Source organism: Photorhabdus australis DSM 17609 (genome assembly GCF_000711895.1).
Classification (GTDB): Bacteria; Pseudomonadota; Gammaproteobacteria; order Enterobacterales; family Enterobacteriaceae; genus Photorhabdus; species Photorhabdus australis.
On the sequence record NZ_KL543986.1, the window covers coordinates 81,708 to 107,234 of the forward strand.

At 42.2% G+C, this 25,527-nt stretch carries 11 protein-coding genes; 7 read left to right on the forward strand and 4 right to left on the reverse strand.

Features of this window, described 5'->3' with window-relative positions:
* Positions 1 to 201: 201 nt before the first annotated feature.
* The 3 genes from rtxA to rtxH all read right to left on the reverse strand — a co-directional run bounded on the left by rtxA (position 202) and on the right by rtxH (position 13,230).
* Complete coding sequence (gene rtxA / locus BO26_RS19850; protein ID WP_036774514.1) at positions 202 to 11,559, reverse strand: MARTX multifunctional-autoprocessing repeats-in-toxin holotoxin RtxA; 11,358 nt, start codon at positions 11,557 to 11,559, stop codon at positions 202 to 204.
* Between the two features lie 831 nt (positions 11,560 to 12,390).
* On the reverse strand, positions 12,391 to 12,852 hold the full coding sequence (rtxC, locus tag BO26_RS19855) for an RTX toxin-activating lysine-acyltransferase RtxC (protein ID WP_036774516.1): 462 nt from the start codon (positions 12,850 to 12,852) through the stop codon (positions 12,391 to 12,393).
* 21 nt (positions 12,853 to 12,873) lie between these two features.
* Positions 12,874 to 13,230, reverse strand: coding sequence for a protein RtxH (gene rtxH, locus BO26_RS19860; protein WP_036774517.1), 357 nt, complete (start codon positions 13,228 to 13,230; stop codon positions 12,874 to 12,876).
* A 336-nt stretch (positions 13,231 to 13,566) separates the two neighbouring features.
* Between rtxH and BO26_RS19865 the strand changes: the two genes are divergently transcribed.
* The 7 genes from BO26_RS19865 (at position 13,567) to fur (ending at position 22,315) form a co-directional block, all read left to right on the forward strand.
* Positions 13,567 to 15,675 carry a peptidase domain-containing ABC transporter gene (locus BO26_RS19865; RefSeq protein ID WP_036774519.1) on the forward strand — a complete coding sequence of 703 codons (2,109 nt, stop codon included), beginning with the start codon at positions 13,567 to 13,569 and terminating at the stop codon, positions 15,673 to 15,675.
* The gene (locus tag BO26_RS19870; RefSeq protein WP_036774520.1) at positions 15,668 to 17,023 is read left to right on the forward strand and encodes an HlyD family type I secretion periplasmic adaptor subunit; all 1,356 of its coding nucleotides are present in this window, start codon (positions 15,668 to 15,670) and stop codon (positions 17,021 to 17,023) included. The genes BO26_RS19865 and BO26_RS19870 overlap by 8 nt, the downstream gene beginning before the upstream one ends.
* Positions 17,024 to 17,106: 83 nt before the next feature.
* Positions 17,107 to 19,176 (forward strand): type I secretion system permease/ATPase, encoded by a 2,070-nt coding sequence (locus BO26_RS19875; protein WP_240487725.1) that lies wholly within the window; start codon positions 17,107 to 17,109, stop codon positions 19,174 to 19,176.
* Positions 19,177 to 19,364: 188 nt separating this feature from the next.
* Positions 19,365 to 20,333, forward strand: coding sequence for a GlxA family transcriptional regulator (locus BO26_RS19880; protein ID WP_036774524.1), 969 nt, complete (start codon positions 19,365 to 19,367; stop codon positions 20,331 to 20,333).
* 139 nt (positions 20,334 to 20,472) lie between these two features.
* Complete coding sequence (gene ybfE / locus BO26_RS19885) at positions 20,473 to 20,763, forward strand: LexA regulated protein (protein WP_036774542.1); 291 nt, start codon at positions 20,473 to 20,475, stop codon at positions 20,761 to 20,763.
* Between the two features lie 171 nt (positions 20,764 to 20,934).
* Positions 20,935 to 21,465, forward strand: a complete 531-nt coding sequence (gene fldA / locus BO26_RS19890; RefSeq protein ID WP_036774526.1) for a flavodoxin FldA — start codon at positions 20,935 to 20,937, stop codon at positions 21,463 to 21,465.
* Between the two features lie 403 nt (positions 21,466 to 21,868).
* Positions 21,869 to 22,315, forward strand: coding sequence for a ferric iron uptake transcriptional regulator (gene fur, locus BO26_RS19895; RefSeq protein ID WP_036774527.1), 447 nt, complete (start codon positions 21,869 to 21,871; stop codon positions 22,313 to 22,315).
* A gap of 70 nt (positions 22,316 to 22,385) precedes the next feature.
* On the opposite strand, the gene BO26_RS19900 is transcribed toward fur, so the two are convergent.
* Positions 22,386 to 25,061 (reverse strand): beta-N-acetylhexosaminidase, encoded by a 2,676-nt coding sequence (locus BO26_RS19900; protein WP_036774528.1) that lies wholly within the window; start codon positions 25,059 to 25,061, stop codon positions 22,386 to 22,388.
* Positions 25,062 to 25,527 lie beyond the last annotated feature (466 nt).

The window sequence follows — 25,527 nt, forward strand, 5'->3', positions numbered from 1 at the left end:
CAAACTCACGATATTCAGCTTCTGAAATGAGTACTACCTTACCAATTGACATCCTCCCCGCCCCAAAGAAGTCGCAAAAGACTGGCACTGAAGGACGGGGTTTTACGACGCATCGGATAACAACCTATTGGTTATCCTTTAATTTAAGTATGCTATCTACTTTTATGACAACTTTTTTACTTATCTTAATAGCGAAATTAATCAGGCAAATTTTCCTTTTCCTATTATGGTATCCGTCCACGCTGTTGTAATGACAGCTTTCGCTTTACTATCCAGACTCTCAATAAAACCATTATCACCGGCTGTCGGAGCAAAACCGCTCATTGCCTGAATTAATGAATCAACCGCATTATCAGAAAGTGCCGTAAATTCACGCTGCCCTGAAGAATCTTTATTCTCCATACGAGTCACCAATTTGGCACGATGACCATTAAAGTAATCATTAAAAGTGACTGAACCCACCGATTCAAATAGGCTCTGAACCGTTTTATCCTGAGTACCGCGGTTCACTGATAACACTAAATCGTATCCACTGCGCTGGAACCATAGGTTTTGCCAATCAATTCCGTTAAAGACAATCATATCTTCTGCATTGATATCATTAACCTGGCTGTCAATCACCTTACCGCTGATTACAAAGCTGTCTACCCCTGCACCACCCTGGAAGTGGTTCTGGTATCCACCCAAAACCAGTAGATCTTGACCATCACCGCCATCAAACTGGCTGAATTTCGAAATTGTGGCCGCGATCAGATGGTCATCACCTTCTCCACCATTAATTACCGCATGATAGCCCATGAGTTTAATGACATCGTCACCCGTGTTGCCATCGATTCGGTTGCCATTACCAAATACTCTGCCAAAGTCATTGCCTTGACCTAGCTCAACCCGGTTGTTATTACCGATAGTCACGGCATAATCCTGATCTTCCCCGGTATCCGCCCGGTTGTAGTTACCAGAAGTCACAACGTAGTCATGCCCGTTACCGGCATCAATAAAGCTACCTTCACCAAACACAAACGTCTGATCATTACCTTCACCCATAAAGACCTGGTTAATGCGTCCGGCAACCACGGCGGTATCATCGCCCTTACCGCCAAACATCCAGTTTTCACGTCCCATCAGCACACCCAGGTCATCACCTTCACCACCGGTAAAGATGTTGGAGGTGCCGATTGAGTAATAAACATCACCACCACGGCCCCCCCAGAAGTTGTTGTTATCGCCCAAATAAGCACCGAGATCTTTACCGTCACCGCCCCAGTTGAAATTATAGTTCCCCAATGACACATGGATATCGCTATCCCCTTGCAGATGACCGCTGTTACGCAAGAAATCAAACGTTTTTTGCTCCATATTGAGCAAATCTGCGGTTAAATTCTCTTTCAAGTTGGTCACTAACGATTTCATCTCTTGTTGTTTATCTTTGCTGAATATCGTCGCAAACAGGTTAGGTAAGTTCAGCGAATTAAAACCCAATGCCTGCTCTGGTTGGTTATTAGTCTGAAAATTCCCACTGTTGATCGCCGCAGACGCACTCTTTTCCCGATTTTCATCCGGTGCTTTCTCTTTCAGTCCATGACTGACAAAAAAGGATTCAATACCATCGGCACTCATATCGGCGTTTTGTTGCAAACCATCAATCAATTTATCCGGATCCGTAAAGGCACGTAGTTGCTCACCACCAAACTGCTTAATAACTTCCAGCATCTCTCGCAAAATAGCCTTGCCATCAACCGACTCACCACTACGGGCGACAATCTGTCCCTCTGGAGTGTAATCCACACCAAAAATATCCGCTAAAGTGGTATCTGCATTCACACTGGCTAACCGACCCAGCAATTTGTTTTTAAGCTGACGCGGTAAGTCTTGTGGCGTGTAGGTAAATGTTGTCTTCACCATGCCCGTGGTTGAATACTGCTGTGTCATCAAACCAAACAGAGAACCTAAGTTGGTATCCAGAATCGATTGAATATGATCACCGAACATAAAGTTCCAGCTACCCGTTGTGACCTGAATATCCGCCCCCTGACCACCTACCGCAAAATTGAAGGCTAATTTTTCATTGGCCTGACGAAATTTATCCGCACGGCTGATTTTGCCGGTTTCTGTATTGTTGCCGTGACTACTTAACCATTGGTGATATTTCTTATTCAATGCGGCTTCTGTGTCACTTTTCAAACCACGGCTACTGCGTTCATGCTGCGAATCCAGATCAGCCAGTGTCTTGTAGTCCACACTACTCGTTTGGTCTAAGCCAGACATATCTTGCACAAATTTCCTTGCACCAGATAACGTCCACTGCCGGTCTTGCGCCGCCAACCAATTCCGCTCTTCACCAGAACGGGCAATCGCTTTCAGTACACCAGTAATACGAGCCGCACCATCAAATGGATTGACCAATGGTGGCGTTGGGATTGATTTATCCATCATGACAATCAAGTCATTACTGCGCCCCAGGTTGAAACTGACGTTACGATCACCAATAAACATCTGCGCCCCTTCAAATGCTTGATAACCAAAGAGATTAACGCTGTGCTTGCTGTCACCATCACCGATATGCACCATCACATTGTTATCACCGAAGGCCAGCGATTTAAAACCGCCAGTACCCACTTTGATACCCACGTTCGATGTTCCCCAGTTGAGCGCAGTAAACTCACCATCACCCACGTTTACCTGTATATTGCCGGAGTAATTTAGCGATTTATCTGATTGAGGATTTGAACCGAGCTCTATCCTGTTTTTGCGCTTCCCTGGTGCGGTGAAAATATGAGAGTTCTCCGCAATTGCCCCTTTGGTTACTGAATCCGCTTCTGTATACCCCACTCTGGCAAGGTTGATATCGCTTTCAGCCACCCCACGACGCAATTTTTCTGTTGTCGTTGTTAGTTCACCCTGCTGATTCCAGCGTAATACCAGTTTGTTATCGTTCAATTTGTTAACCCACTGATTCTTTTTATCGCGAGTAAATTTACGCCCAGTTGCATCAACAGCCACTTCACTACGACGCGCTGAAACATCACTACGGATGCCCTGTTTATCTAAAGCGGTAATAAAACGATAAGCAAAACCGTTGCGCTTATCATCACTAATCAGTGAACAACCCACGATGCTGATACGATCAGGTTTACCCGCTTGCTCAAAGTCCTGACTGAACTGTTTCAGTTTTATTGCCAATTCATCAGCACTATAACCACTTAAGCGCGTGTTATTGTGTTCCGAATTATCACGGCCATGGCCAACAATCTGCCAACGTAACTTGCCTGATAGGCTGTCAGGATCACCATAAATGAGATGATATTTACCGTCGGTATCAAGTTTAACCACCACGCTGGAATCCGGGTGTTTACCCGCCAGATTGATCGCGGCTTTTACTACTATCGGGTCATTTTCCATCTGAATGATGAGCTGACTATCAAAGCGCGTCTTAGGATCACCACTCTTTTGCAGCAAGTTCTTTACCGTATCCCGATTTTTATGTTGATAACCGGAGACTAACTCTGATGTTTTATTTTTACCCGATAACGCCTGCAATGCTTCCACCGGAGAATCGTTCTGCTCTCTCTCAGGGGTATTTTCTCTATAAAGGTGTTGGGTCTTCTCAAATGCACGATTTAATGCCTGATTTACCCATTGTTTTCCTTTATCTCCGGCGATGCCCATCAGATCCCTATAACTGGCGGTGTAGTTTTGCAGTACATGCCTGCGTTCATCACCCGTGGTCTTCTGCAGCGCTTTGTAAACCACCAAACTTTCATTAACCGAATGACCACCATCAAATACCAGGAATACCAAGGTGTTAAGATATGCCTGCTCCTGCGAGAAAGTGGGTTCTTGACTAGCAATATAGTTGTTGAGATGAACCATGATATTGGTCGATCCAGAGGCTCCCGTCACCACAGAATGCCCCTGTACCAAAGCATTACGCTCAAGCGGTGTTTCCTGTCCAGGTGTCAACACTCTGCCTGCCGCCACTTTTCTGCCATACAGAAAATCTTCATATTGATCACCGGATGGCTGGTAGGGCAGTGCAATGCCATAATCATTGGTTTGCTGTTCAGTTAACTTCACTTTATAGGTAACATCCGCCATATTCGTTAACTTACTACTGGTTGAACGCGCTTTATAGATCTCATTCCGATAGAAAATGTCGGCTTCCGCTTTCCATTGAGATAAATGTAACCCCATACCATCGGTGGTAGACATTTTTACCGCCAGAAACGGAATTTTGATCATTTCAAAGCCGTTATCCACCTTGGTCATCATGATTTTAAAGTTATCAAAGGTCGGTTTTTGCAGAAATGCGGTCAGTTCAGGTACTCGACTGAACCAAGGACGAATATCCTTTTTAATTTTTTCGGCAAAAGCTTGCATCCTGATAGCAATCTGTCCGTCACTGACGGCTGAGTCAGAAGTACTTTGCATATACAGCTCAAACTCCTGCACCAGAAACTGACCTATCCGACCTGAAGTGGCAATCGCATCCGGTGACGCGGTTTTCACCAATGTATGCGCCAACTCAGAATCAAAACGACGGCCAAATAAGTTGTCAATATATTGGGTAGTCGATTTTTCTCTGTGAGCGTCAGCGTGTAATGACAATACTAAACCATGTAACTCGGGATATGCCTGTAACTGGTTGAGAGCTTCATTAAATAACCGGATCGTTTCTCTAGATGTGACTTGTCCTGTGAGCCAGAGTTCCCTGGCCCGCTCAATCAAAGGCCCTGCTTCCGGGATATTCTCGGCTTCCAATCGGCTCATGAAAACAATGAGGCTTTCACTTTCTGTCTTCGGCGCCTCTCGTTCAGCCGTTGAATTCTTGCGAGTTAAAGGTGTGATTTTCCATTTAATAAGTTGATTAATTTCGTCTTGGGTGACACTACCTTTCAAGCCGACAATACGTCCGGTTCCATCAAATATGACTCGCTGCTTAAAATGTTCAGCATGTTGAGGGGCCACGGCAATCCCAAGGACACCGGCGGATTCAGCGCGTTGGGCCTGCAAGTGCTCCATTACCCGACCCATCCTAAAACGTATTAAGTTCACTTGACTGACACGAAGAGCAAATTCTTTTGGGCTATGCTGTTGCCAATGAGAAAGTGCCTGCTCAAACTGCAACACATGCTCTTCATCAAAATGGCTCATCGTTTTATAGAAAATATCACGTACAGTAGCCAGCGCTTTACTCAGCTGCTTTTTCCGCCCTAATGTTCGTACATGAGGGTTGATAAATAGCTTATTTCCTTCTTTCAATAAATTAAATTTTGCATTTTCAAATATAGCGGAATTATTCTGCTCCACCTTAGGATCATCCCCCAACGATGCCAGATTAATGCCTGAGATCTTTTGGGGTCTTCTGACACGCTCATCTAAATGGTTCGATGCTGGTATCGCCATATCGTTAGATTGTACTTTGGCAAACTTTGAAGTCGTTAAAACACCCGCATTTTCCGCACGAATACCCGCACTTATCTGTAGACGATCAATGGCTTGTTTGGCACTATCCAGCGCTTGTAGCTCTTCTTCGCTCAATCCCTTGTAGAATTTTTTTTCAGCTTCCGGTATTAATTCGGGATCGATATGGCTACCGGTTTCCCCTGCTCCTGTCGATTCGTAGGCTTTACCAGACAAACCACTACCACCCGCACCGGTACGATCAGGTTTTGCATCGCTCTGTTTTGCCTCTTTGGCATTGGCTTGTACTTGAGCAATCTTACTTTCAGCCGCAGCAATATCACGTTTACCCCGATATTCTGCCCCCTGATAGGCGATATTTGCGTCATTTTCTGCATTTTCAGCTCGTTTTTGCTGCAATAATGCCTCTTCTTTTCTTAACGCTGCTTTCTTCTGAGCCTCTGCAATATCTTGTTTTACATTGGAACGATGCTGTTCACTTTGTGCTACACCGACCTCAGATTTCGCAACCGCTTCTTCTACTTGTTGTTGATTATCCGTAATAGATTGTCGGGCATTTGTTAATTTTCGCTGTGCAATAAATTTGGTGTCATTCAACTTACCCTGAACATGGCCCAGAAATTGGCTGGCAAATTGATTGCTCCACTGGTCACCTGATTGGCCGCTGTAATTGGCGCCGCTGTAGTTGGAATAGTCATCAAGCACCGCCAAACCTTGCGTCATGGAAACCAATTTGTCAGTCTCCGCCTGCGCTTCTGCTTCTATCGCATTACGCTGTGTCAGCCCATTTTGGCTAAGTGCTGCCTGATCCGTTAATGCTAATTGGGATTGCGATTTTGCAATGGCTGCCAATTGTTTTTCTTTTTCCTGTTCCAACCGTTGGCGATCTTTTTCCGCTTTTTCTTTATCGCTTAACGCATTTTGCGCAGCTTTATCCTGTGTCACATGTTCGGTAATAATATTAGCTTGTCGTGAACTCTCAGATTTTACAATAACGTTATCCAGAATATAGCCTACGCCATCACTCAAACCGGTTCCTTTAAACTCAATGCGATTACTGCCTGCCTTTGCTGTCAGCTCTAGTGCTTTATTTTGCCATCCCGCGGCGTCGCCAAAAGTCGAGAATACAAGTTTGCCATTCCAGAAAATATCCATACCATTGTCGGCTGAATAAGCATCGGGACGATTGGCAAAATCAAAGCTCAACGAAATCACTTCTCCCTCAGAACGGTTTTGCAAGTCCTGGTAAATAGTGGTGTTTCTATCAACATCAAGTTCACAGACTCGTTCGCCATAACCGGTATTATTCTTTCCATCAGCACTCACTGAGCGATATGCCGCAATATCATTGGTTGATTGCCAACCCGACTGACTTTGCTCAAAGTCATCGTTGGTAACCAATGACGTATCAGATTTCACAACGATATTGTCTAAGATATAACTAAATCCAGCGTCCTGACCCGTACCTTTAAATTCAATCCGGTTAGTTCCTGCTTTTGCCATTAAATCGAGTTTTTGGGTACGCTGTATAGCTCTCGGTCCAGAAGTTGAGAATACAGATTCACCATTCCACAGCACCACCATTCCGCTGTCACTCAGATCACGGTCCACCATCTCAAAATGACTCATAAAATCAAAAGTCAGTGAAACCACTTCGCCTTCCGACAAATTTTGCAATTCCTGCCAAATTACGGTGTTTTTATCAACTTCAAAGTTACTGACTCGCTCATCATAACCAGTATTATCAAGACCGTAAGCACTCGCCGGGCTATATGCCTCTATATCATTGGTTGACTGCCAACCCAACTTACCTTGTTCAAAGTCACCATTGACGATCAGGTTTTCATTCTGATCTGACTCCGAACGCGTTTTTTGACTCAAAGCACCTTCTATTGAACTGACGTCAGGCGTCTCCACAGCTGTTACAACACCATTGAGATAATGGTTTAAATCCGAACTTACCGGCGCAATTTCATCCAGCTGAAAACCATCAATAGCAGAAACTTCTGTTAAATTAATCGCGCCTCTGCCTTTATGGGTACCAGACGTGTTAGCCTCCTCCCCATGAACCAGGTAATTAATCGCCTGACTGCCTCCCATACCTAATGTTGTCTGTTTGATATGCTCAAAGAGGGAAGAGAGTTTGCCGCTTTCTGTCGCAGAGAAGCTGTAGAAATCACCATTACCAATCTTAACCACCACGTTATTACGTGCATAAGAGGCGTTGATAGCCAAACCATCTCCAACATGGATATTAGCGTTACCTTTGCCTTTCATAACCGCAATACTAAGGCCATCGCCAACTTTGGTATTGACGTTATATTTCCCCCACACCGCATTAACCGAAACACCATTACCTACATGAATGTTAATGTTAGCGTCACCATGAGCAGCAGTTACATTTAAGCCATTGCCTACTGTCGTGGTAACGTTATCTTTCCCTTTTGCCACCGTCACCTGAGTACCAGCACCCACTTTGGTGACGATATTGCCTTCGCTCCATAAAGCATTAAAGCTGTCGCCCTGACCTACCTGGGTGACAATGTTAGCCTTACCTTTAGCAAGCACCACATTACGTCCATTTCCTACCTTGGTGATAACGTTGGCTTGCCCCCAAGCGCCGGTGTAATCATCCCCGTTACCCACATGGGTAATGATATTGGCATCGCCCTGAACCACTGTGACTTCTTGTCCATTCCCCACTTTGGTAATAAGGTTAGTTTTACCTTTCGCGAAGTTGTAACGATCGCCATTTCCCACTTGGGTCAGGATATTCGCTTCCCCCCAAGCCGCATTCACTCCGGTGCCATCCCCAATTTTGGTCATCAGATTGGCTTTACCTTTGGCAAGACTCACCGTCGTCCCCTTTCCAATATGGGTCATCACGTTACCCACATCGGAAACAAGCAGGCCAACCGTCGTACCGTCCCCCACTTTGGTCAGAATATTACCTTTGCCAAACAGGATACCGGCGGTCGTCGCGTCGCCAACATGCGTAATAACGTTCGCTTTCGCCGCCGCAGCCACCCCCATAAAATCATTGCCCACTTTGGCAACGATATTGGCCTCACCCAGTGCTAAGACGCCCGTTAAGCCATCCCCTGCATGGGTCATAATATTAGCTTTACCAAACATGGCCGCCAGTGTTGTACCATTACCCACTTTGGTCATCACGTTCAGTTCACCGGCAAACAAGCCAATACTGGTACCATCACCTACATGCGAATAGATATTGGCTTTACCCATCATGAAGGCGGCAGTCAGATCATTACCCACTTTAGTCAGCACATTGGCGCCACCAATCATGGCCGCAAAAGTATTGCCATCCCCGATATGGGTAAAGATATTGGCTTTGCCGATCATCGCCGCCAGGGTCATGCCGTTACCCACTTTGGTGGCGATATTGCCTTTTGCCAGCATCAAAGCAACACTCGTGCCATCGCCAATATGAGTAAACACATTACCTGCTGCTACCATCAGCGCCAGAGCATTACCATCACCCACTTTGGTAAAGATGTTCACTGCGCCGCCCATTAATGCCCACGCATCACCCTTGCCTACGTGAGTAAAAATATTGCCCGCGCCAATCATGGCCGCGATAGATGTTCCGTCCCCAACTTTAGTGAAGATATTTCCCGCCGCGGCCATTACACCCAATGTCAAATCGTCGCCAACATGGGTCAATACGTTGCCAATACCGAACATGATGCCGATCGTGTCACCCTGTCCAATTTTAGTCAGGATATTCGCCCCACCCAGCATGATGCCTGTTGTATTGCCGTCACCAACATGTGTGAGGACGTTTGTACCACCGCCCATTATCGCCAGTGCATTACCTTTCCCTTTTTTAGTCAAGATATTAGCTCCACCCAACGCTATCGCTGTGGTGTTTGACGTTTCAGTCTCATCACTGAGATGCGTGATAATGTTGGCACCACCAAGCACACCAGAAACCAAATCGCCCGTGCCAAGCTTAGTCAGCACGTTCGCGCCACCCAAAAACATTGAAGAAATATGCCCTTTTCCTGCCTGGGTGATAACGTTAAAACCGCCTGCCCCGGACCAATCTGCACTACCATCACCTATTTGAGTATGCGTGTTGTATCCCCCCAACATCAGTACTCGGCTGTTACCGTTGCCTTTATGAACTGAGATATTGCCATAAGCCAGAAGATGAGCCAGATATCGCCCATCCCCAACCCGCACAAGAACATTTGCTGCACCACCAGCATCAATGTCCATTTCTCCAAGTCGACTTTGGTGAACCAGGACGTTCGCTAAGCCCACACCACGGAACGATAAATTGCCCTCTTCACCGTTTTTCACAATGACATTAGCACCACCACCGCCTTCAAAATACGTATTACCGAATGTTGAATTGTGCAAAATAATGTTAGCCGCCCCAGCTCCGGTGAAATTAATATTACCGTGCGTCACACTGGATATAATAATGTTTCCACCACCTGCACCGTTGAAATAAATATCACCCGCGCTATTACCATCCGTTCTTGATAATTTGATAAGATCTTGCTCAGAATAACCTTCCAGATCAGTCAAAGAATCAGCGATATCGTGTTCTACATTTAAATCATAATGAAGCTGACTTAATGTATAACCAGCTCCTATTGATTTATAACCACGAGGATAAGAAAAAGTTTCATTCTCTAAATCACCCGTATGGTTACCTTTTTTATACCAAGATCTTGCAATATATTTCAGCTTCCCTGTTTCATAATCATTTTCTAATTTAACTTCAACCAATTTGGTATAAGGATCCAGAAATATGGCATATACATAAGTATTCGACTGTTTTTTCGATTTAACCGGAGAAACATCAATTTTCAGCCCATCAGAAGAAATCGCATATCCGCCTATTTTGGCTCGACCAAGTGTAACATCTTCCGCTTTAATGTTAGTACCATCAGCATAATTCACCCATCTATCTGTTAATAATGCCTCCTCAACACCTTGTATCTTAGTTCCTTTTCGATATACAAAGTCAATATTGGAGAGAGTAATAGTATCTTCCCCTTTAATTGGATCAAATCCATTATTTACATTAATATTTTCCTTAGCAATATCTTGAAGATAATTACCTTTCTTACACCAAGAAGTGGCATAATAACGGAGTTTACCGGTATCAGGATTATTTCTCAGCCGCACAGCAACAACTTTAGTATTAACATGATTGGCAATAGCAAAGAGATAAGTATCCGGCTCTACAATGGATTTAACTGCTTTCACTTGCTGAAATTGTTGAGTCCCGTTCTCCTCTATTGTCGCCGATGTCATGATAATATCTTTAGCCTGAGCAAATTCTATTTCATTTTTCACACCTGCTCGGGTAATTTCATTATAAGCCCCCGCACCAGTAAAATGAATATTACCGCGGGCAATATCAGAATAGAGTTTGTTATAACCACCCGTACCTTCAAGAGTAATATCACCCTGTGTCTGTTCATATATATCTTCACTATGGCGTATACGCTCAATGCGATTTGATGCCCCTGCACCACGCAAGATAATATTACCTTCTCTACCTCTACGCACAATATGATTATCAGCACCAGCACCATGCAAAATAATGTCACCGCTTTCTATCCGTGAATCGATACTATTTGCAGCACCTGCACCGTAAAATGTCACATTTCCCTGAGTGCCTTCATAATGATTATACCAGGTACGGTCAATTTCATTAGCGGCTCCTGCGCCAGCAAAATAGATATTTCCCTGATCAGTTTCATGCCATAATTCATTGTATCCACCAGCACCTTTAAAACTGGTATCTCCAGATAAACCTTTACGAACCAATTTGTTATAGCCAGCAGCACCCGAATAATATAAATTTCCTGTTTCACCCGAATGATCAATAAAAGTCGCACCGGTTGCACCGGCAAATGACAAACCGCCATTTCCCGTTTTATTAATACCGGTATAACCTGAAGCTCCCTTTACCGAAAGTTCACCATTTGTATGGTATATATCGACCTTTAATGAACCAACAATAACATCATCATCTCCGCCATAAGCATAAACGTCACCACCAACACCAATAGCAGTAATACTATTACCATCGTTATCGTCGTAATATTTTCCAGTAAAGAAGTACTCTGTACTTCTATTTGATGATTTACCCATCAATAGCCCTTTAATTTATTATTGAGGTTAAGCAGAAAACCACTGCACCTAACGGATAGAACTGTTATTTTTAATATTCAATTTCTCACGAAATAGTGCCAACCTTCTGACCTTTTAATAGTCAAAATATTAATAAAAAACCAATTAGATGTTCTTTACGCAACTTATTTAACTCAAGATAATTTTATCCTCATTTAATTAAATAAAGAGAGAAAACACCAACCTCAAAAAAGTGTCAAACTGATACATCTATATACCCAATAGATTTCAAGCTGCAATGCGGCGGCAAGTGAACGCATCCCCAGGAGCATAGATAACTATGTGACTGGGGTAAGTGAACGCAGCCAACAAAGAGGCAATTTGAAAGTTAACAGGTATAAACACCTTTAAAAAACCTATTGATTAAGATAAAGAAAAAATTAAAAAAGATATTTAACGCAGATGTGTTTTTCCACGAGAGTATGGAAAATATAGGAGATACAATAGAGCAACGAATAAACTAAAATATAAATTTCTATTAATTACGATCAATTATTTTATTCCATTATTATGAATAACATCAGGCATTATAACCATGAATAAAGTATAAGTAAATGAGATAATAATATCCTACTATTTTAGTAGGAAACAACAATAGCCAATAAAATTATTTCAGTTTCGCCGTGTCCATTGGAATACTCAATATACGCTTTTTCTTTGATCACGGTAATATCGAGAGTATTCAATACATAATCTCAGAAGTTTCAGAATAATTTACTTGTTTTACGTCGTTGATAAAGACGGTTAAACCTGCGTAAAGAAATGACCCATTTCTCAATGAGCCACGTTTTATTAAACAAAGAACCACTGTACCTGACGAATACAGCGGTCGTTCTGAACATCAAGTTTCCCACGGACAGTACAAGCCTTCTGTCCTTTCCACGGCAAAAAAACACGGCGGCGTAAATCCCTGGCAACTTCACGCCCGTGACCAAAAGGGGCAATCATTTCGGGAAAAAAGATATGCGGACCAGAACGCCAATCCGTGTGATTAATCTCTCTTTCTCCCGAAAGCAATTGTTCCCGGTTTTGTTCAGATAAAAAAGCCCAATTACAGAAAGCAATTGGACGCCCATGTTCATCTTCGTAGTAGCAAAACTGATTGAGTTCAAATGCAGGTAGAATACGCTGCTGCCACTCGGATACTAAGTATCTCCGATGCAGAGGAGAATGCTGGCTCAATAGCATTACTCCTCCGATCATTGCCTGTATTTCTGTGGTATTCAGTTTCACTGGCTGATGTATAATCGCCATGCGCTATTCAACCATCAGATATTATTTTTCATTTTTAGCCGTACGTTTCTTCGCATTAGCCGGTTCTTCCGCCGTAATTTTAGCTTCCGATGCAGTTTGTTCTTCCGGTAATTGCGGAACTGGTAAAAACCCTGCTGCTATCAATTTATCAAATTCAGCCGCCATACGTGGATCTTCTAACATATTTTTAACCATCGAAACCATATACATAAATCCCGATGCAGGCATATGAATAACTTGTTTTAATTCAAGTTCACTATCATTTTCCGCCATTATTCCATTAGCCATACGATTTGACTCCTGACCAACAAAATAAAGAGAGAAAATACCCTTGTTATAATTGACACTAGAGATAGTTTGTACGAATTTTTCAGACATATTTTATTTACCAAAAAATAAACAATTTATTAATAAGATTGTACAATATGTACAACAGTGAAAAAAATTAACCTCAAAGATATTATGAGTTTATCTATCTATAAATGCTTTGAAATGAACAAAATCAAACAAAATAATATCGCGCAAAAATTCAAAGACAATATTCATATATCAAAAAGTCTTTTTACCCCCCACATATAGTCCCATTTACCCACATGCCATTACCAGTAACAACTATAAGATAATAAAGTGATAATTAAATTACAAAATAACAAACAGATAACACAACACTCTGTTTTTATTCATATTTTATGCAAATTTTAAAGATATTTCTTCATGAATGAGATTGAGAAATTAACCATATCATCATTAAAGTTAATATTGATGATATGTCATGGGAAGAGCAATATCATTGATGATATTGATAACCTACAAAACGTGAGTTGTTACTTATCTTATATAAGAGATATAGAGAAAAAATTTAACTTATCTCTCGCAAATAAGAAATCTGTAAGAAAAAAATACGATGATATACCATTACCAGCAATTTTGTTTGATAATAATGGCCTGCCTTTTGTTTTAGCCAAATCGAATAAAGAAAACTCACTCATTCAGAAGGTGAATAAAGAAACCCCAGAAATATGGCCTGCTAAAAAACTGATGGAAGAATGGAATGGAAGATGGATTAAGATAAAACAAAAACAATCTAAATTTGATATTAGTTGGTTTATTCCAGAATTTTTGGCACAAAAGAAAAACCTGGGTGAAATATTACTGTTTTCTTTTGTACTACAAGTTCTTGCACTCATTTCACCCTTAGTCATTCAGGTAGTGATGGATAAGGTATTAATCCATCAGGCATTATCAACCCTTGATGTATTAATCTTTGGCTTAATTATCGCCGGAATAATCGAAGTGATTTTACGAGGATTACGCGAATATCAATACGCTCATACCGCAAACCGTATCGACATCAAGCTGGGATTAAAGCTGGTTCAGCATCTATTCGGCCTGCCTTTGCTCTTTTTTAAATCTCGTCAAGTAGGCGCGATTGTCACACGAGTTCGTGAATTAGACACCATCAGAGAATTTCTGACTGGTTCAATGTTCACTTTATCCGTCGATATGCTATTTATGTTTGTTTTCATCTACGTGATGAGCCTGTTATCCAGCACGCTAACCTGGGTTTTTATCGCAACAATTCCTTTTTACGCCATTCTGGCATGGTGGCTAACACCTCGCATGGAAAAGGCCGTTGAAGAACAGTTCACTCATGCAGCAATCAATACCTCTTTTCTGACCGAAACGGTTTCAGGTTCCGAAACGCTTAAAAGCCTGGCAGTAGAACCGAGATTTGTTCGCCGTTGGGATAGCCAGACTGAGAAGATGATTGATACCAGTTACGCAGTACAGCAACTTGGTAATCGCTCAAACCATATTGTTATGCTACTGCAAAAAATCACCAATGCCGCGATTCTCTGGTTAGGTGCATCAGAAGTTTTATCCCTGCAAATGACAATCGGTCAGCTGATCGCCTTCAATATGATGGTAAACCAGACTTCCCAACCATTAGCTCGACTGGTGGAGCTTTGGGGACAATTTATCAGAACACGGGTAGCCGTAGATAAATTAGGTGATATGTTAAACCTACCAACCGAACAGCAATCTGGACAACAACAAGTCGTTCTGCACGGTGCAATCTCATTTAACAACGTTGTCTTTCGTTATCAACCCGATATTCCTCCAACCATTAAAGGATTTACTCTTGATATAAGAGCCGGGGAAACTATTGGTATTGTGGGTACCTCCGGTTCTGGCAAAAGTACACTGGCACGTTTATTACTCCGCCTTTATTCGCCGGAAACAGGGGCAATCACCTTAGACGGAATTCCATTGCAAAATATAGGGATTGAAACACTCAGACAGCAAGTTGGCGTAGTTCTACAAGAAAATTTCTTATTTAACAAAACAGTATATGAAAATATTGCCCAGTCAAAACCCAATGCCAACCTGGAATCAGTGATTAAAGTCGCCAAACTAGCGGGTGCTCATGAATTCATCCTCAGACTGCCAATGGGATATGACACCATCATAGCAGAGGGCGGGCAATCCTTATCCGGCGGTCAGCGTCAGAGACTTGCCATTGCCCGAACTATACTTGCAGGCCCCAAAATTCTCATTCTCGATGAAGCAACCAGTGCGCTCGATGATGAATCGCAATCACTCATTCAATCAAATATGGCAGAAATTGCACAGGGTAGAACCGTCATCACTATCGCACACCGGCTTTCAACCGTGCGTCATTGTGATCGCATTATTGTTCTTAATCAGGGGGAAATTATTGAGCAAGGGTCTCATGAGCAACTGCTTAAATACGGCAAGCAGTATCGGAAGCTCTGGCAACTGCAACAGGAATTGAAACAGGAGGTGCCTTATCATGATTAAGGCTTTTAAGGATAAAATTAAAACACGATTGTGCTTTCATCCACAGCACTATGATTTCTTACCAACACATTTAGCGTTATCGCAGCGTCCACCTTCACCTTTTGCTCGCTACACCGCAATCATGCTCAGTGTCAGCATTATCATCGCCTTGCTCTGGGCATATCTGGGTAAGTTGGATGTCCAGGCAACCGCAACCGGTCGCCTGATTGTCTCTGGCCGTTCTCAGATAATTCAAGCGTATGAACAAAGTCGTGTGACCGCGATTCATGTTCAGAACGGACAGCGGGTGATTAAAGATGCACCGCTCCTGACATTAGATACACTCGGTGTTAATCAAGATATCGCCAGATTACTCAAACAGATTGAATATCAAGTCCATGAAAAGATTCGTTATCAAGCTTTGACTACGAAACAAGAGCCAACAGAACAGGAACTGTTTCAAACATTGCCAGCATCTCAGCAGGCACAAGTTGTTGAAAACTATTCCCGTGAGAAAAAAGAATATGAAGCTGGCCTAACAAATCTGAAAACAGAGATGGACGTAAATCTCGCTTCTCAACAAGCTCGAAAAAGTGACATTCATGCACTCACCAGGCTTCGGCGGAATATCAGCCAACGTTTAAAAGCTCGCCAGACTTTGAGTGAAAAACAAGTGATCAGTAAAGTTGAATATCTTGAACAGGAAAAAGAGTTCCTGGAAACAGCGCGTCTGATTGCCCAGCAAAGTGCTGAACTTAATGTCCTGCAATCGCAATATATTAACCTTGAAGAACGACTAAATAGCCTGAAAACGCAAAAAGAACGCGAATGGTTTGATAAAAGAAAACAAGCCGAAGTTCAACTGGTCGTTTTAGAACAAGAACTTTCAAAAGCTCACGCGCGGGAACAACTTGAAATCATTCGTTCCCCTGTCACTGGAACCGTTCAACAACTCAGTGTGCATACATTAGGCGCGGTACTGCAATCAGCACAAAACTTAATGGTGATCGTTCCTGATGACAATGTGCAATTGGCAGAAGTGCAAATTTTAAACAAGGATGCCGGGTTTGTTCATCCAGGACAACAAGTCACAGTTAAGGTAGATGCCTTCCCCTACACGCGTTATGGCACTATCGACGGCGAACTGTTGAACATATCCAGAGACTCAACCACTGATGAACAATTAGGACTGGTCTTTCCTGCGCAGGTAAGTCTTAAAAGTAATCATATTGCCATAGACAATACAAACGTTGAAATTACCCCTGGTATGTCAATTGTCGCCGAAATCAAAACGGATCAACGCCGCGTTATCGATTATCTCCTGAGTCCTATCAGAGAGTATCAGTCTGAAGCACTGAGGGAGAAATAATCGTGAACATATTACTAACTTCTACTACCACCAGCGCCGATGATGATATCCATGATAATCAAGCACTGGATTGTATCGTCTATATGGGGAAACGATTCCATAAATCAGCCACCGTCGATCAACTGCAACACAGCCTCGGTTTTGATTCTCTCTGTCTGAGCGATCTACAACTACGTGAAGCAGCCAACGCCATCGGGCTGCGCAGTAAAATTGAACGTCTAACTGCCAATACAGGCCCGACGTTACCCTTACCAGCATTGATTGAATTAGAACAACAGTGGTGGGTACTTATTGAAATTAATAATGCCAATATAACCGTTCTTAATCCCGTCACTAAACAAACGCGATTATTTTCTTTACCCGTTGATAATAAAGAAAATACCTATAAGATTCTTTTAATCGCAGACCAGGAATTAACTAAGAAGCATGTCAAATTCAGCCTGAGTTGGTTTTATCCCTCAATTTTCCGGCAAAAAAGTCAAATAAGAGATCTGTTTTTATTTGCCATTGTTCTTCAACTCTTTGCGCTGATCAGCCCAATTCTGTTTGAAAATATCATTGATAAGGTATTGGTAGGACGAAGTTTATCCAGCCTTCATGTATTGGGCCTGGCGATGCTCGCGATTGCCCTTGCAGAACCCTTATATAGTTTCATGCGTAATACCGTGTTTGGGCACATGGCAAGCCAGATAAACTCTGAACTTTCCGGACGACTATATCGTCATTTGACCGGCTTACCGCTGCAATATTTTAAGCAACGACAAACAGGGCAGATTATTGCCAGAGTCAGAGAAATGTCGCAAATTCGCCAGTTCCTGACGGGTTCTACTCTGATGCTACTACTGGATTTAATCTTCATTATCATGTTCATTGGCGTCATGTTTTATTATGCCTGGATACTGACTTGGATCGTCATTGGTTCGCTCTTCGTCTATTTCATATTCTGGATAATAGCCGGGCCGATTATTCGTCGCAAAGTAGAAGCAGAGTATGAAAGTGATGCCAATGCAACCAGCTTTCTGACTGAAGCAATCACAGGGATTGAAACTATTAAAACCACTGCCACTGAAAATCGTTTTTTACATCATTGGCAACGCATTCTCAGCCAGCAGTTGACTAAAAGCTTCACTGCCCAGAAAAGTGGTTTAATTGCCGGACAAGGCATCGATTTTGTCCAGAAATTTACTACAGCGATTCTCTTATGGTGGGGAGTGACGGAAGTCTTACGTGGTGAACTCTCGCCTGGGCAGCTCATTGCTTTTAATATGCTTGCCGGACATGTCACCCAACCTATCCTCCGGCTTGCACAAGTTTGGCAGGATTTTCAGCATACGTTAATCGCCTTGAAGCGTGTGGGAGACATTCTTGATGAACCCATGGAGAACAGTAAACAGGGATTGGCTTCCGTACCTGAGCTGGAGGGTCAGATTGAATTCAGAAACATTCGCTTCCGCTATCACGATGACACGCCGGAAGTTCTGGCAAACCTCTCGTTATCCATAAAATCTGGCGAATTCATCGGCATAACCGGCCCCTCTGGTTCAGGGAAAAGTACTCTTACCCGTTTGCTACAAAGGCTATATGTACCTCAACATGGGCAAGTTCTGGTTGATGGTATGGATTTAGCCATTGCCGATCCTGTCTCTTTACGCCGCAATATGAGTGTCGTACTCCAGGAAAGTATCCTATTTTCCGGCAGCATCACCGATAACATCCGGCTATGTAAACCCAACGCGACCGATGAAGAAGTATATCGAGCTGCTGAGTTATCCGGTGCTATTGAATTTATTCAATCTCTTCCTCACGGTTTCGCACATCCAGTCGGGGAAAAAGGATCAAATCTCTCAGGTGGTCAAAGACAGAGAATCGCATTGGCAAGAGCGCTTCTCGTCAACCCAACTATTCTGATCCTCGATGAAGCTACCTCAGCATTAGACTATGAATCCGAAGCGGCAATTATGGCAAATATGGATGAAATATGCCGCAATAGAACCGTCATTAGCATAGCTCACAGGCTTAATACGATTCGCCATGCCGATAAAATCTGTGTGTTAGATCAGGGACAAATCATCGAATTTGATTCACATGACCAACTGCTGAAACAAAGGGGTTTATATGCCCAGTTGTGGAATCAACAAGTCGGTAAAAGTTAAACCGTCACATTTAATTTTCAATCAACAGGAGATGAATGAATTTTGGCTCAATTTGTATCTATTTCTATTAATTTGTGCAAAAAATAACAAAATGTAACTAAATCATTTAAATTGTAACATTAAGTTATTAATATGTTAGTTAAATCAAATATCTTTATACATCTTAATTTTTAAGTCGGAGAATTCTTATGGACAGGAATCCAGTTTCTTTAAGCGCTTTAGCATTTTCAGGAGGATCTCTGACTTCTATTACTGGCCCAATAGAGATTTTAACTCTTGCCGCTCATTTAGCCGGAGCGCCGGAGCCAGAAATAAATATCGTCACACAGGATAATCAGGATGCTGTTGGGCTGGGCGGAGTGCGATTAAAACCCAATAAACTTATCGGGGAGATTAAACAAACAGATATTGTGCTAGTTGGTTCAATTGGCATCCCTTATAGCGATTTGGATTCTTGTACCCAGGAAACCTTAGATTGGCTCCAAAGGATGGAAGAAAAAAATATTCCTATTGTCTCTATTTGCTCCGGTTCGTTTGTACTGGCTAAAGCTAATTTACTCAATAATCGCAAAGCCACCACACATTGGTTGTTTACCAACTTATTTAAAGATATGTTTCCGCAAGTACAGCTACACTCGGAAATAAAAGTCACTAGCGATAATAATATCTTCTGTACTTCTGGCACTTATGAATACAATGATGTCATGATGCATATTGTCGAGCAGATATATGGCTACAATACTCGAGAAACCTGTAGCCAACTTATATTTGGTAATATGGAAGGTGCTCCTCCACATACTTTGGCAAGTTTTGTACCTTACCGCCAACACTCAGATACACTTATCCACAAGCTACAGGATTGGATGCATTCTGCTCCATCAGACATACTGTCTGTTGGCGATTTGGCAAGTAAAATTCACCTATGCGAAAGACAGATGAAACGACGCTTTAAAACAGCAACCGGCCAGACACCTATTCAATATATCCAGCAAATCCGGTTATCCCTGGCAAAATACCGGCTGGAAAAATCAAATAAAACCATAGAAGAAATTAGTCATGAAGTTGGTTATGAAGACACTCGCTATTTTAGAGAGTTATTCAAGAAACTTAATGGGTTAACCCCCATAGAGTACCGCAAAAAATACCAGTACCGTTAAATCGGGTACTCATTGACAATCCCTTACGGACAAACAATGACACGACTTTTTATCTTTGTCAGGCAGTAGCGATACATTGGAAGCTGGGGTATCATGGCGTGCTATATTTTATGGTATACGCCCTTTAGTAGTTGAATTTATGGCAAAAGAACAAATGGACCGCACCACTCTGGATTTGTTCGCAGATGAACGCAGACCTGGGCGCCCAAAAACCAACCCACTTTCCAGGGATGAACAGCTTAGAATCAATAAACGTAATCAGCTTCGCCGCGATAAGGTGCGGGGCCTGCGTCGTGTGGAACTGAAAATAAATGCTGACGCAGTAGATGCGCTAAACTTTCTTGCACAACAACGCAATATCAGCCGCAGTGAACTCATTGAGCAAATTCTGTTGGCCCAGTTAGCGGAAAGTGACATCACTGCGTCATAGCATTGAAAGTACTAGCACCACACAAATTTGACAGAATTGTCCTTGCTGTTTGGTCAAAATAGGGCTTTATTTTTTATTAATGCAATCAGAAACTTTCTGCTGATTTCGACATTTTATATACGTATATCTCAAACAGAAATACACAAATAAAACAAGAGGTTATATCATCTTATGGCAATTATAGGTATATTCTTCGGCAGCGATACCGGCAATACAGAAAATATTGCCAAAAAGATCCAGAAAATTCTGGGTTCTGACATTGCTGAAGTCCATGATATTGCCAAGAGCAGTAAAGAAGATATCGAACAGTTCGATATTCTGCTGCTAGGCATCCCTACCTGGTACTACGGTGAAGCACAGTGTGACTGGGATGATTTCTTCCCGACTCTGGAAGAGATCAATTTTGACGGGAAACTTGTCGCCCTTTTTGGCTGTGGAGATCAAGAAGATTACGCAGAATATTTCTGTGATGCGATGGGAACCATCCGTGACATCATAGAGCCTCGCGGAGCAATTATTGTTGGTCACTGGCCAACTGCGGGTTATCACTTCGAAGAATCAAAAGGTCTGGCTGATGATAACCACTTTATCGGGCTTGCTATCGATGAAGACCGCCAACCAGAGTTAACAGATGAACGAGTCAATTCCTGGACTAAGCAGATCCGCGAAGAGATGAGTTTGTCAGAAATTCTTGGAGAATAAGAGCCTACCTCAATAGGTATTAATTGGTGCAGGCCATTCTTATCAATAGTGAAACGGACAGTGTGCAAAATCCGGAGCGTAGCCGCAGCATGTGAGGCACAATTCGCTTTTCTCACTCTGCGAGCCGCATAAAGCTCTTTCAAAAGACGATTATTTTTATCCGAACACTGGCCAAATTCGCTCTTTATAACGACGAATGGCAAATAAAATAGCCTAATAGCATGGATAGTCAGGCTATTTCTGCATTTTACAAATGATTATTCTGGCAAAATGTGTAATGATAGTTATGGTTAACGTGGTTTTCATTTTCATTAGCCATGCCTATAATCATAATCTGATAACTAACTGGTACTTTTTGAAGTATCGCTACGTTCACTTTACTGAGTAACAGGATTGAATCCGCATGACCGACAACAATAAGGCATTAAAAGATGCTGGACTTAAAGTAACACTTCCTCGTCTGAAAATATTGGAAGTATTACAGGATCCTGAATACCACCACGTCAGTGCGGAAGATCTCTACAAGAAACTGATTGATAACGGTGAAGAGATTGGCCTCGCTACTGTCTACCGCGTGTTGAATCAGTTTGATGACGCCGGGATTGTCACCCGTCATAATTTCGAAGGTGGCAAATCGGTTTTTGAACTCACTCAACAACATCATCACGACCATTTAATCTGCCTGGACTGCGGTAAAGTCATTGAATTCAGTGACCAATATATCGAAAAGCGCCAGAAAAATATTGCTGAGCGTTATGGGATTAAACTTTCAAACCACAGTCTTTACTTATATGGTCACTGCTCTACCGGTAATTGCCGCGAAGATAGTAGTGCACACGACGAGAAGTAATTCATTCCTGATCCACTGACTTTTATCATAGAAGGGAACCCTGATGGGTTCCCTTCCTAATGTTACATAATCATGCCTTCACATTATCAATCCGGCTGTAACGTTTACCATCCGGGCTGACAGAACGGATCAACACACCACTTTTCACCTTCGGACGTTTATGGTTGTCATACACTTTCCAGCTATTACCACCATCAGTCGAATACTGGATGACCAATCCCGGCAAAGCAATATTGGCATTCAGAACACCGCGTTTCACCTTGGCACCTGGAACTGGTAAACGGTAAGCAATTCCGGCTCTATCCAGTTTGATAAGCTCTCGTTGCCCTATCAGGTTAGCAAACCGTGTCCAGTCCTGATTAAGCGCATCAATATCAACTTTATATGTTTCTCCTTTCTTATATTCCTGACCCGGAACATAATCTCGTTCCCAACCAGCACGGTGCCATGCTCGTTCTGCTAGCGGTAACAAACGCGGAAAAAGCATATATTCCATCTGCTCATCAGTACGGACTGTTTCACTCCATCCCTGTCCTGAAAGCCCATAAGCGCCCGGCCATGGTTTATCACTTTTCGCACTAAAGGCATTACCATCACGGTCAACGGAAGTTTCAGCATTTTGCGGCATATTATTGGGCACAAAACTAAAAATCTTGGCTTCATCATTAAAACGGGTTGCCCAATAATATCCGCGCTCCTTTGGATGGACTTCATATGGCATATCCAAATAAACATAATCTGGATTGGATACGATCACTTCATATCCTTTATTCGCCCAATCATTAACTGAATCAAACCCACCCCAGTAGAGAGTATCCCAGAAATTCACACCAACACGTTTAGTCGCAAAATCTTTAGCGTCAGTAGCATGTTTCAATCCATCCTGCCACGCCTGCATTCTTTCAATACCATTGGCCTTCACAATCTTACTCACTTCCATTGCAAAGTAGCTGGCAAGATGTTCAATATCTTTCACTACACCTTGTTCTACCATCTTCTGACAAACCTGAGATTTAGCCCACGGCTTATCTTCAATGCTTTTATCAATGATACCTTTACCCGGCTCTATAGGACCATTTTTATCCTGGAAACCCTCTCCCAGACGGATATTCTTCGCTTCATCACCACCGAAATGCCATGTTTCTAATGGTAAGCCCGCCGTTTTGTGCATAGCAGCAATTTCACTAATGACTTTTTCGACAAATCGTTTTGAAGAATCCATACATGGGTTCAAATAACTACGACGATCATAAAATTGAACAGATGTTGCCCTCGTCGTATCGGTTGGGTCCAGCAAGCGATATTTATTCGCCCCTTCCACATTCCCCTGAGCCATTAACTTGTTATAGCGAGCTTCCATAGAAACCACCGCAGCGCGGGCATGAGCCGGCATATCAATTTCAGGAATAACTTCGATATAACGGGCTTTGGCATATTTCAGAATATCAATGTAATCCTGACGGCTGAAGAACCCGCTACCCATATTGTTGTTATCAGGACCGGAACCCAGTTGTGGTAATAAGCATTTGGTTTCACTCAAATCATGACAACGCTGACTACCAACTTCTGTCAACTCTGGCAACCCTGGGATTTCAATACGCCAACCTTCATCATCAGACAAATGGAAATGGAATTTATTCAACTTGTAACTTGCCATCTGGTCAAGCAAACGTAAGACAGCTTGTTTACTGTGAAAATTGCGCCCGACATCAAGGAGAGCCCCACGATACTCAAAACGTGGAGCATCTCTTACCGCCAGAGTCGCAATCTTTCCGCTACCATCAGTAGGAATCAATGACAGCAGAGACTGAAGACCGTAAAACACCCCAGATTGGTCAAAAGCAACGATCTGAGCACCATTCTGACTAACATTCAAACGGTAAGCACCTTTAACCTTCCAATCGTCAATAAAATCTGAAGAGACAATCTGTGTCGTAACCGGATAGCCACTGTTCTCTAGCTTAATTCCCTGATCGGTAAAACGCTTTCTAATAAGAATAACCGCCTCATCATTCAAACCACCTAGCTCCAGCCTGACACCACCCGATAAATCAGCATCCTGAGCATAAATTTGAATCTCTCTTGGTGTCGGGATAATTTGCCCACGCAGATTTTCTGATCCTATTTTTTTGACCTGTAAATTCTTGACGTAACGATTCTCAGGTGTCATGAGAATGTTATTATCTGCTTTTGTACGTTTCCATTGATCATCAACGAAAGCAGATAAAAATTCGCTAAGATCTTCCGTATCCGTATTAACAAGTACTTTAGGTTTCGCATCACCTGACGTCGCATACCAGCGGGGCAAAAAGTCAGTGCTATAAATCTGCCAGTATTCTCCAATAATAGGCAGTTTTACCTGCTGATTAGCTTTAATACCGGTGAATTTTTCCGTTGGTTCCAGTTTATGTAAGTCACCAGTAATATGTGTAATTTTAAACTGCTCATTATCCACATTCAGGACTTGACGGATACTGTGGAAATAAATCGCCCAGTCAGATGAGTTAATCACCTGATTACCATTTGTTAAAGTAATATCTACTCGATTACAAGTAGCCCAATCTGCCCCCAGTACAGCGCAGTCAACTCCATGATTGCCTGCCTGATTATCAATAACCTTATAATTAACTTTTAATTGACTTAGTGAATCAACCAACTGCCGCGCTGCATCAGTGGCATATGCAGAACCCATAAGTCCAACAGTTGCAGTTAATGCTGCCAGTGTACACAATTTAAATTTCTTCATTATTACCTCTTTCAAAACACAAAAATTGTTTAAGGTAAGCCACTGCCCATAAACGCTAAAGCAGCGACAAGGGACCATTAGAAGATAGTAAATGGCATGATGACGTTGAATTGAATCTCTCTTTCATCCGGAAAATATTGCCGAAACCACTATCACAATCTGGAAATATCCATGTGATTGTCATACATAGCGTAATCCAATTTAGACACCATACTTGACCATAAAATTAATTCCTTTTTAACTAAAACCAATCATGCAAAAAACTGTGAAATAAAATCCCAACTGAAAAAAACTTAAAAATATTTAATAAACATATATACAGATTATTTTTCTCATCATAAATCATCAATAATAAAAAATGTTTTTTTTGCATAACATGACAAAGAACACATTAATAAAAATACAATTAAAACTATATATGAAATTGATATTAAAATAAAAAAACCATACAACACAGAAAATTCAA

What these genes read in the sequence shown, in the direction of transcription:
- rtxA (WP_036774514.1), bottom strand. Translation starts at nt 11,559, where the DNA reads ATGGGTAAATCATCAAATAGAAGTACAGAGTACTTCTTTACTGGAAAA.
- rtxC (WP_036774516.1), bottom strand. Translation starts at nt 12,852, where the DNA reads ATGGCGATTATACATCAGCCAGTGAAACTGAATACCACAGAAATACAG.
- rtxH (WP_036774517.1), bottom strand. Translation starts at nt 13,230, where the DNA reads ATGTCTGAAAAATTCGTACAAACTATCTCTAGTGTCAATTATAACAAG.
- BO26_RS19865 (WP_036774519.1), top strand. Translation starts at nt 13,567, where the DNA reads ATGAATGAGATTGAGAAATTAACCATATCATCATTAAAGTTAATATTG.
- BO26_RS19870 (WP_036774520.1), top strand. Translation starts at nt 15,668, where the DNA reads ATGATTAAGGCTTTTAAGGATAAAATTAAAACACGATTGTGCTTTCAT.
- BO26_RS19875 (WP_240487725.1), top strand. Translation starts at nt 17,107, where the DNA reads ATGGGGAAACGATTCCATAAATCAGCCACCGTCGATCAACTGCAACAC.
- BO26_RS19880 (WP_036774524.1), top strand. Translation starts at nt 19,365, where the DNA reads ATGGACAGGAATCCAGTTTCTTTAAGCGCTTTAGCATTTTCAGGAGGA.
- ybfE (WP_036774542.1), top strand. Translation starts at nt 20,473, where the DNA reads ATGGCAAAAGAACAAATGGACCGCACCACTCTGGATTTGTTCGCAGAT.
- fldA (WP_036774526.1), top strand. Translation starts at nt 20,935, where the DNA reads ATGGCAATTATAGGTATATTCTTCGGCAGCGATACCGGCAATACAGAA.
- fur (WP_036774527.1), top strand. Translation starts at nt 21,869, where the DNA reads ATGACCGACAACAATAAGGCATTAAAAGATGCTGGACTTAAAGTAACA.
- BO26_RS19900 (WP_036774528.1), bottom strand. Translation starts at nt 25,061, where the DNA reads ATGAAGAAATTTAAATTGTGTACACTGGCAGCATTAACTGCAACTGTT.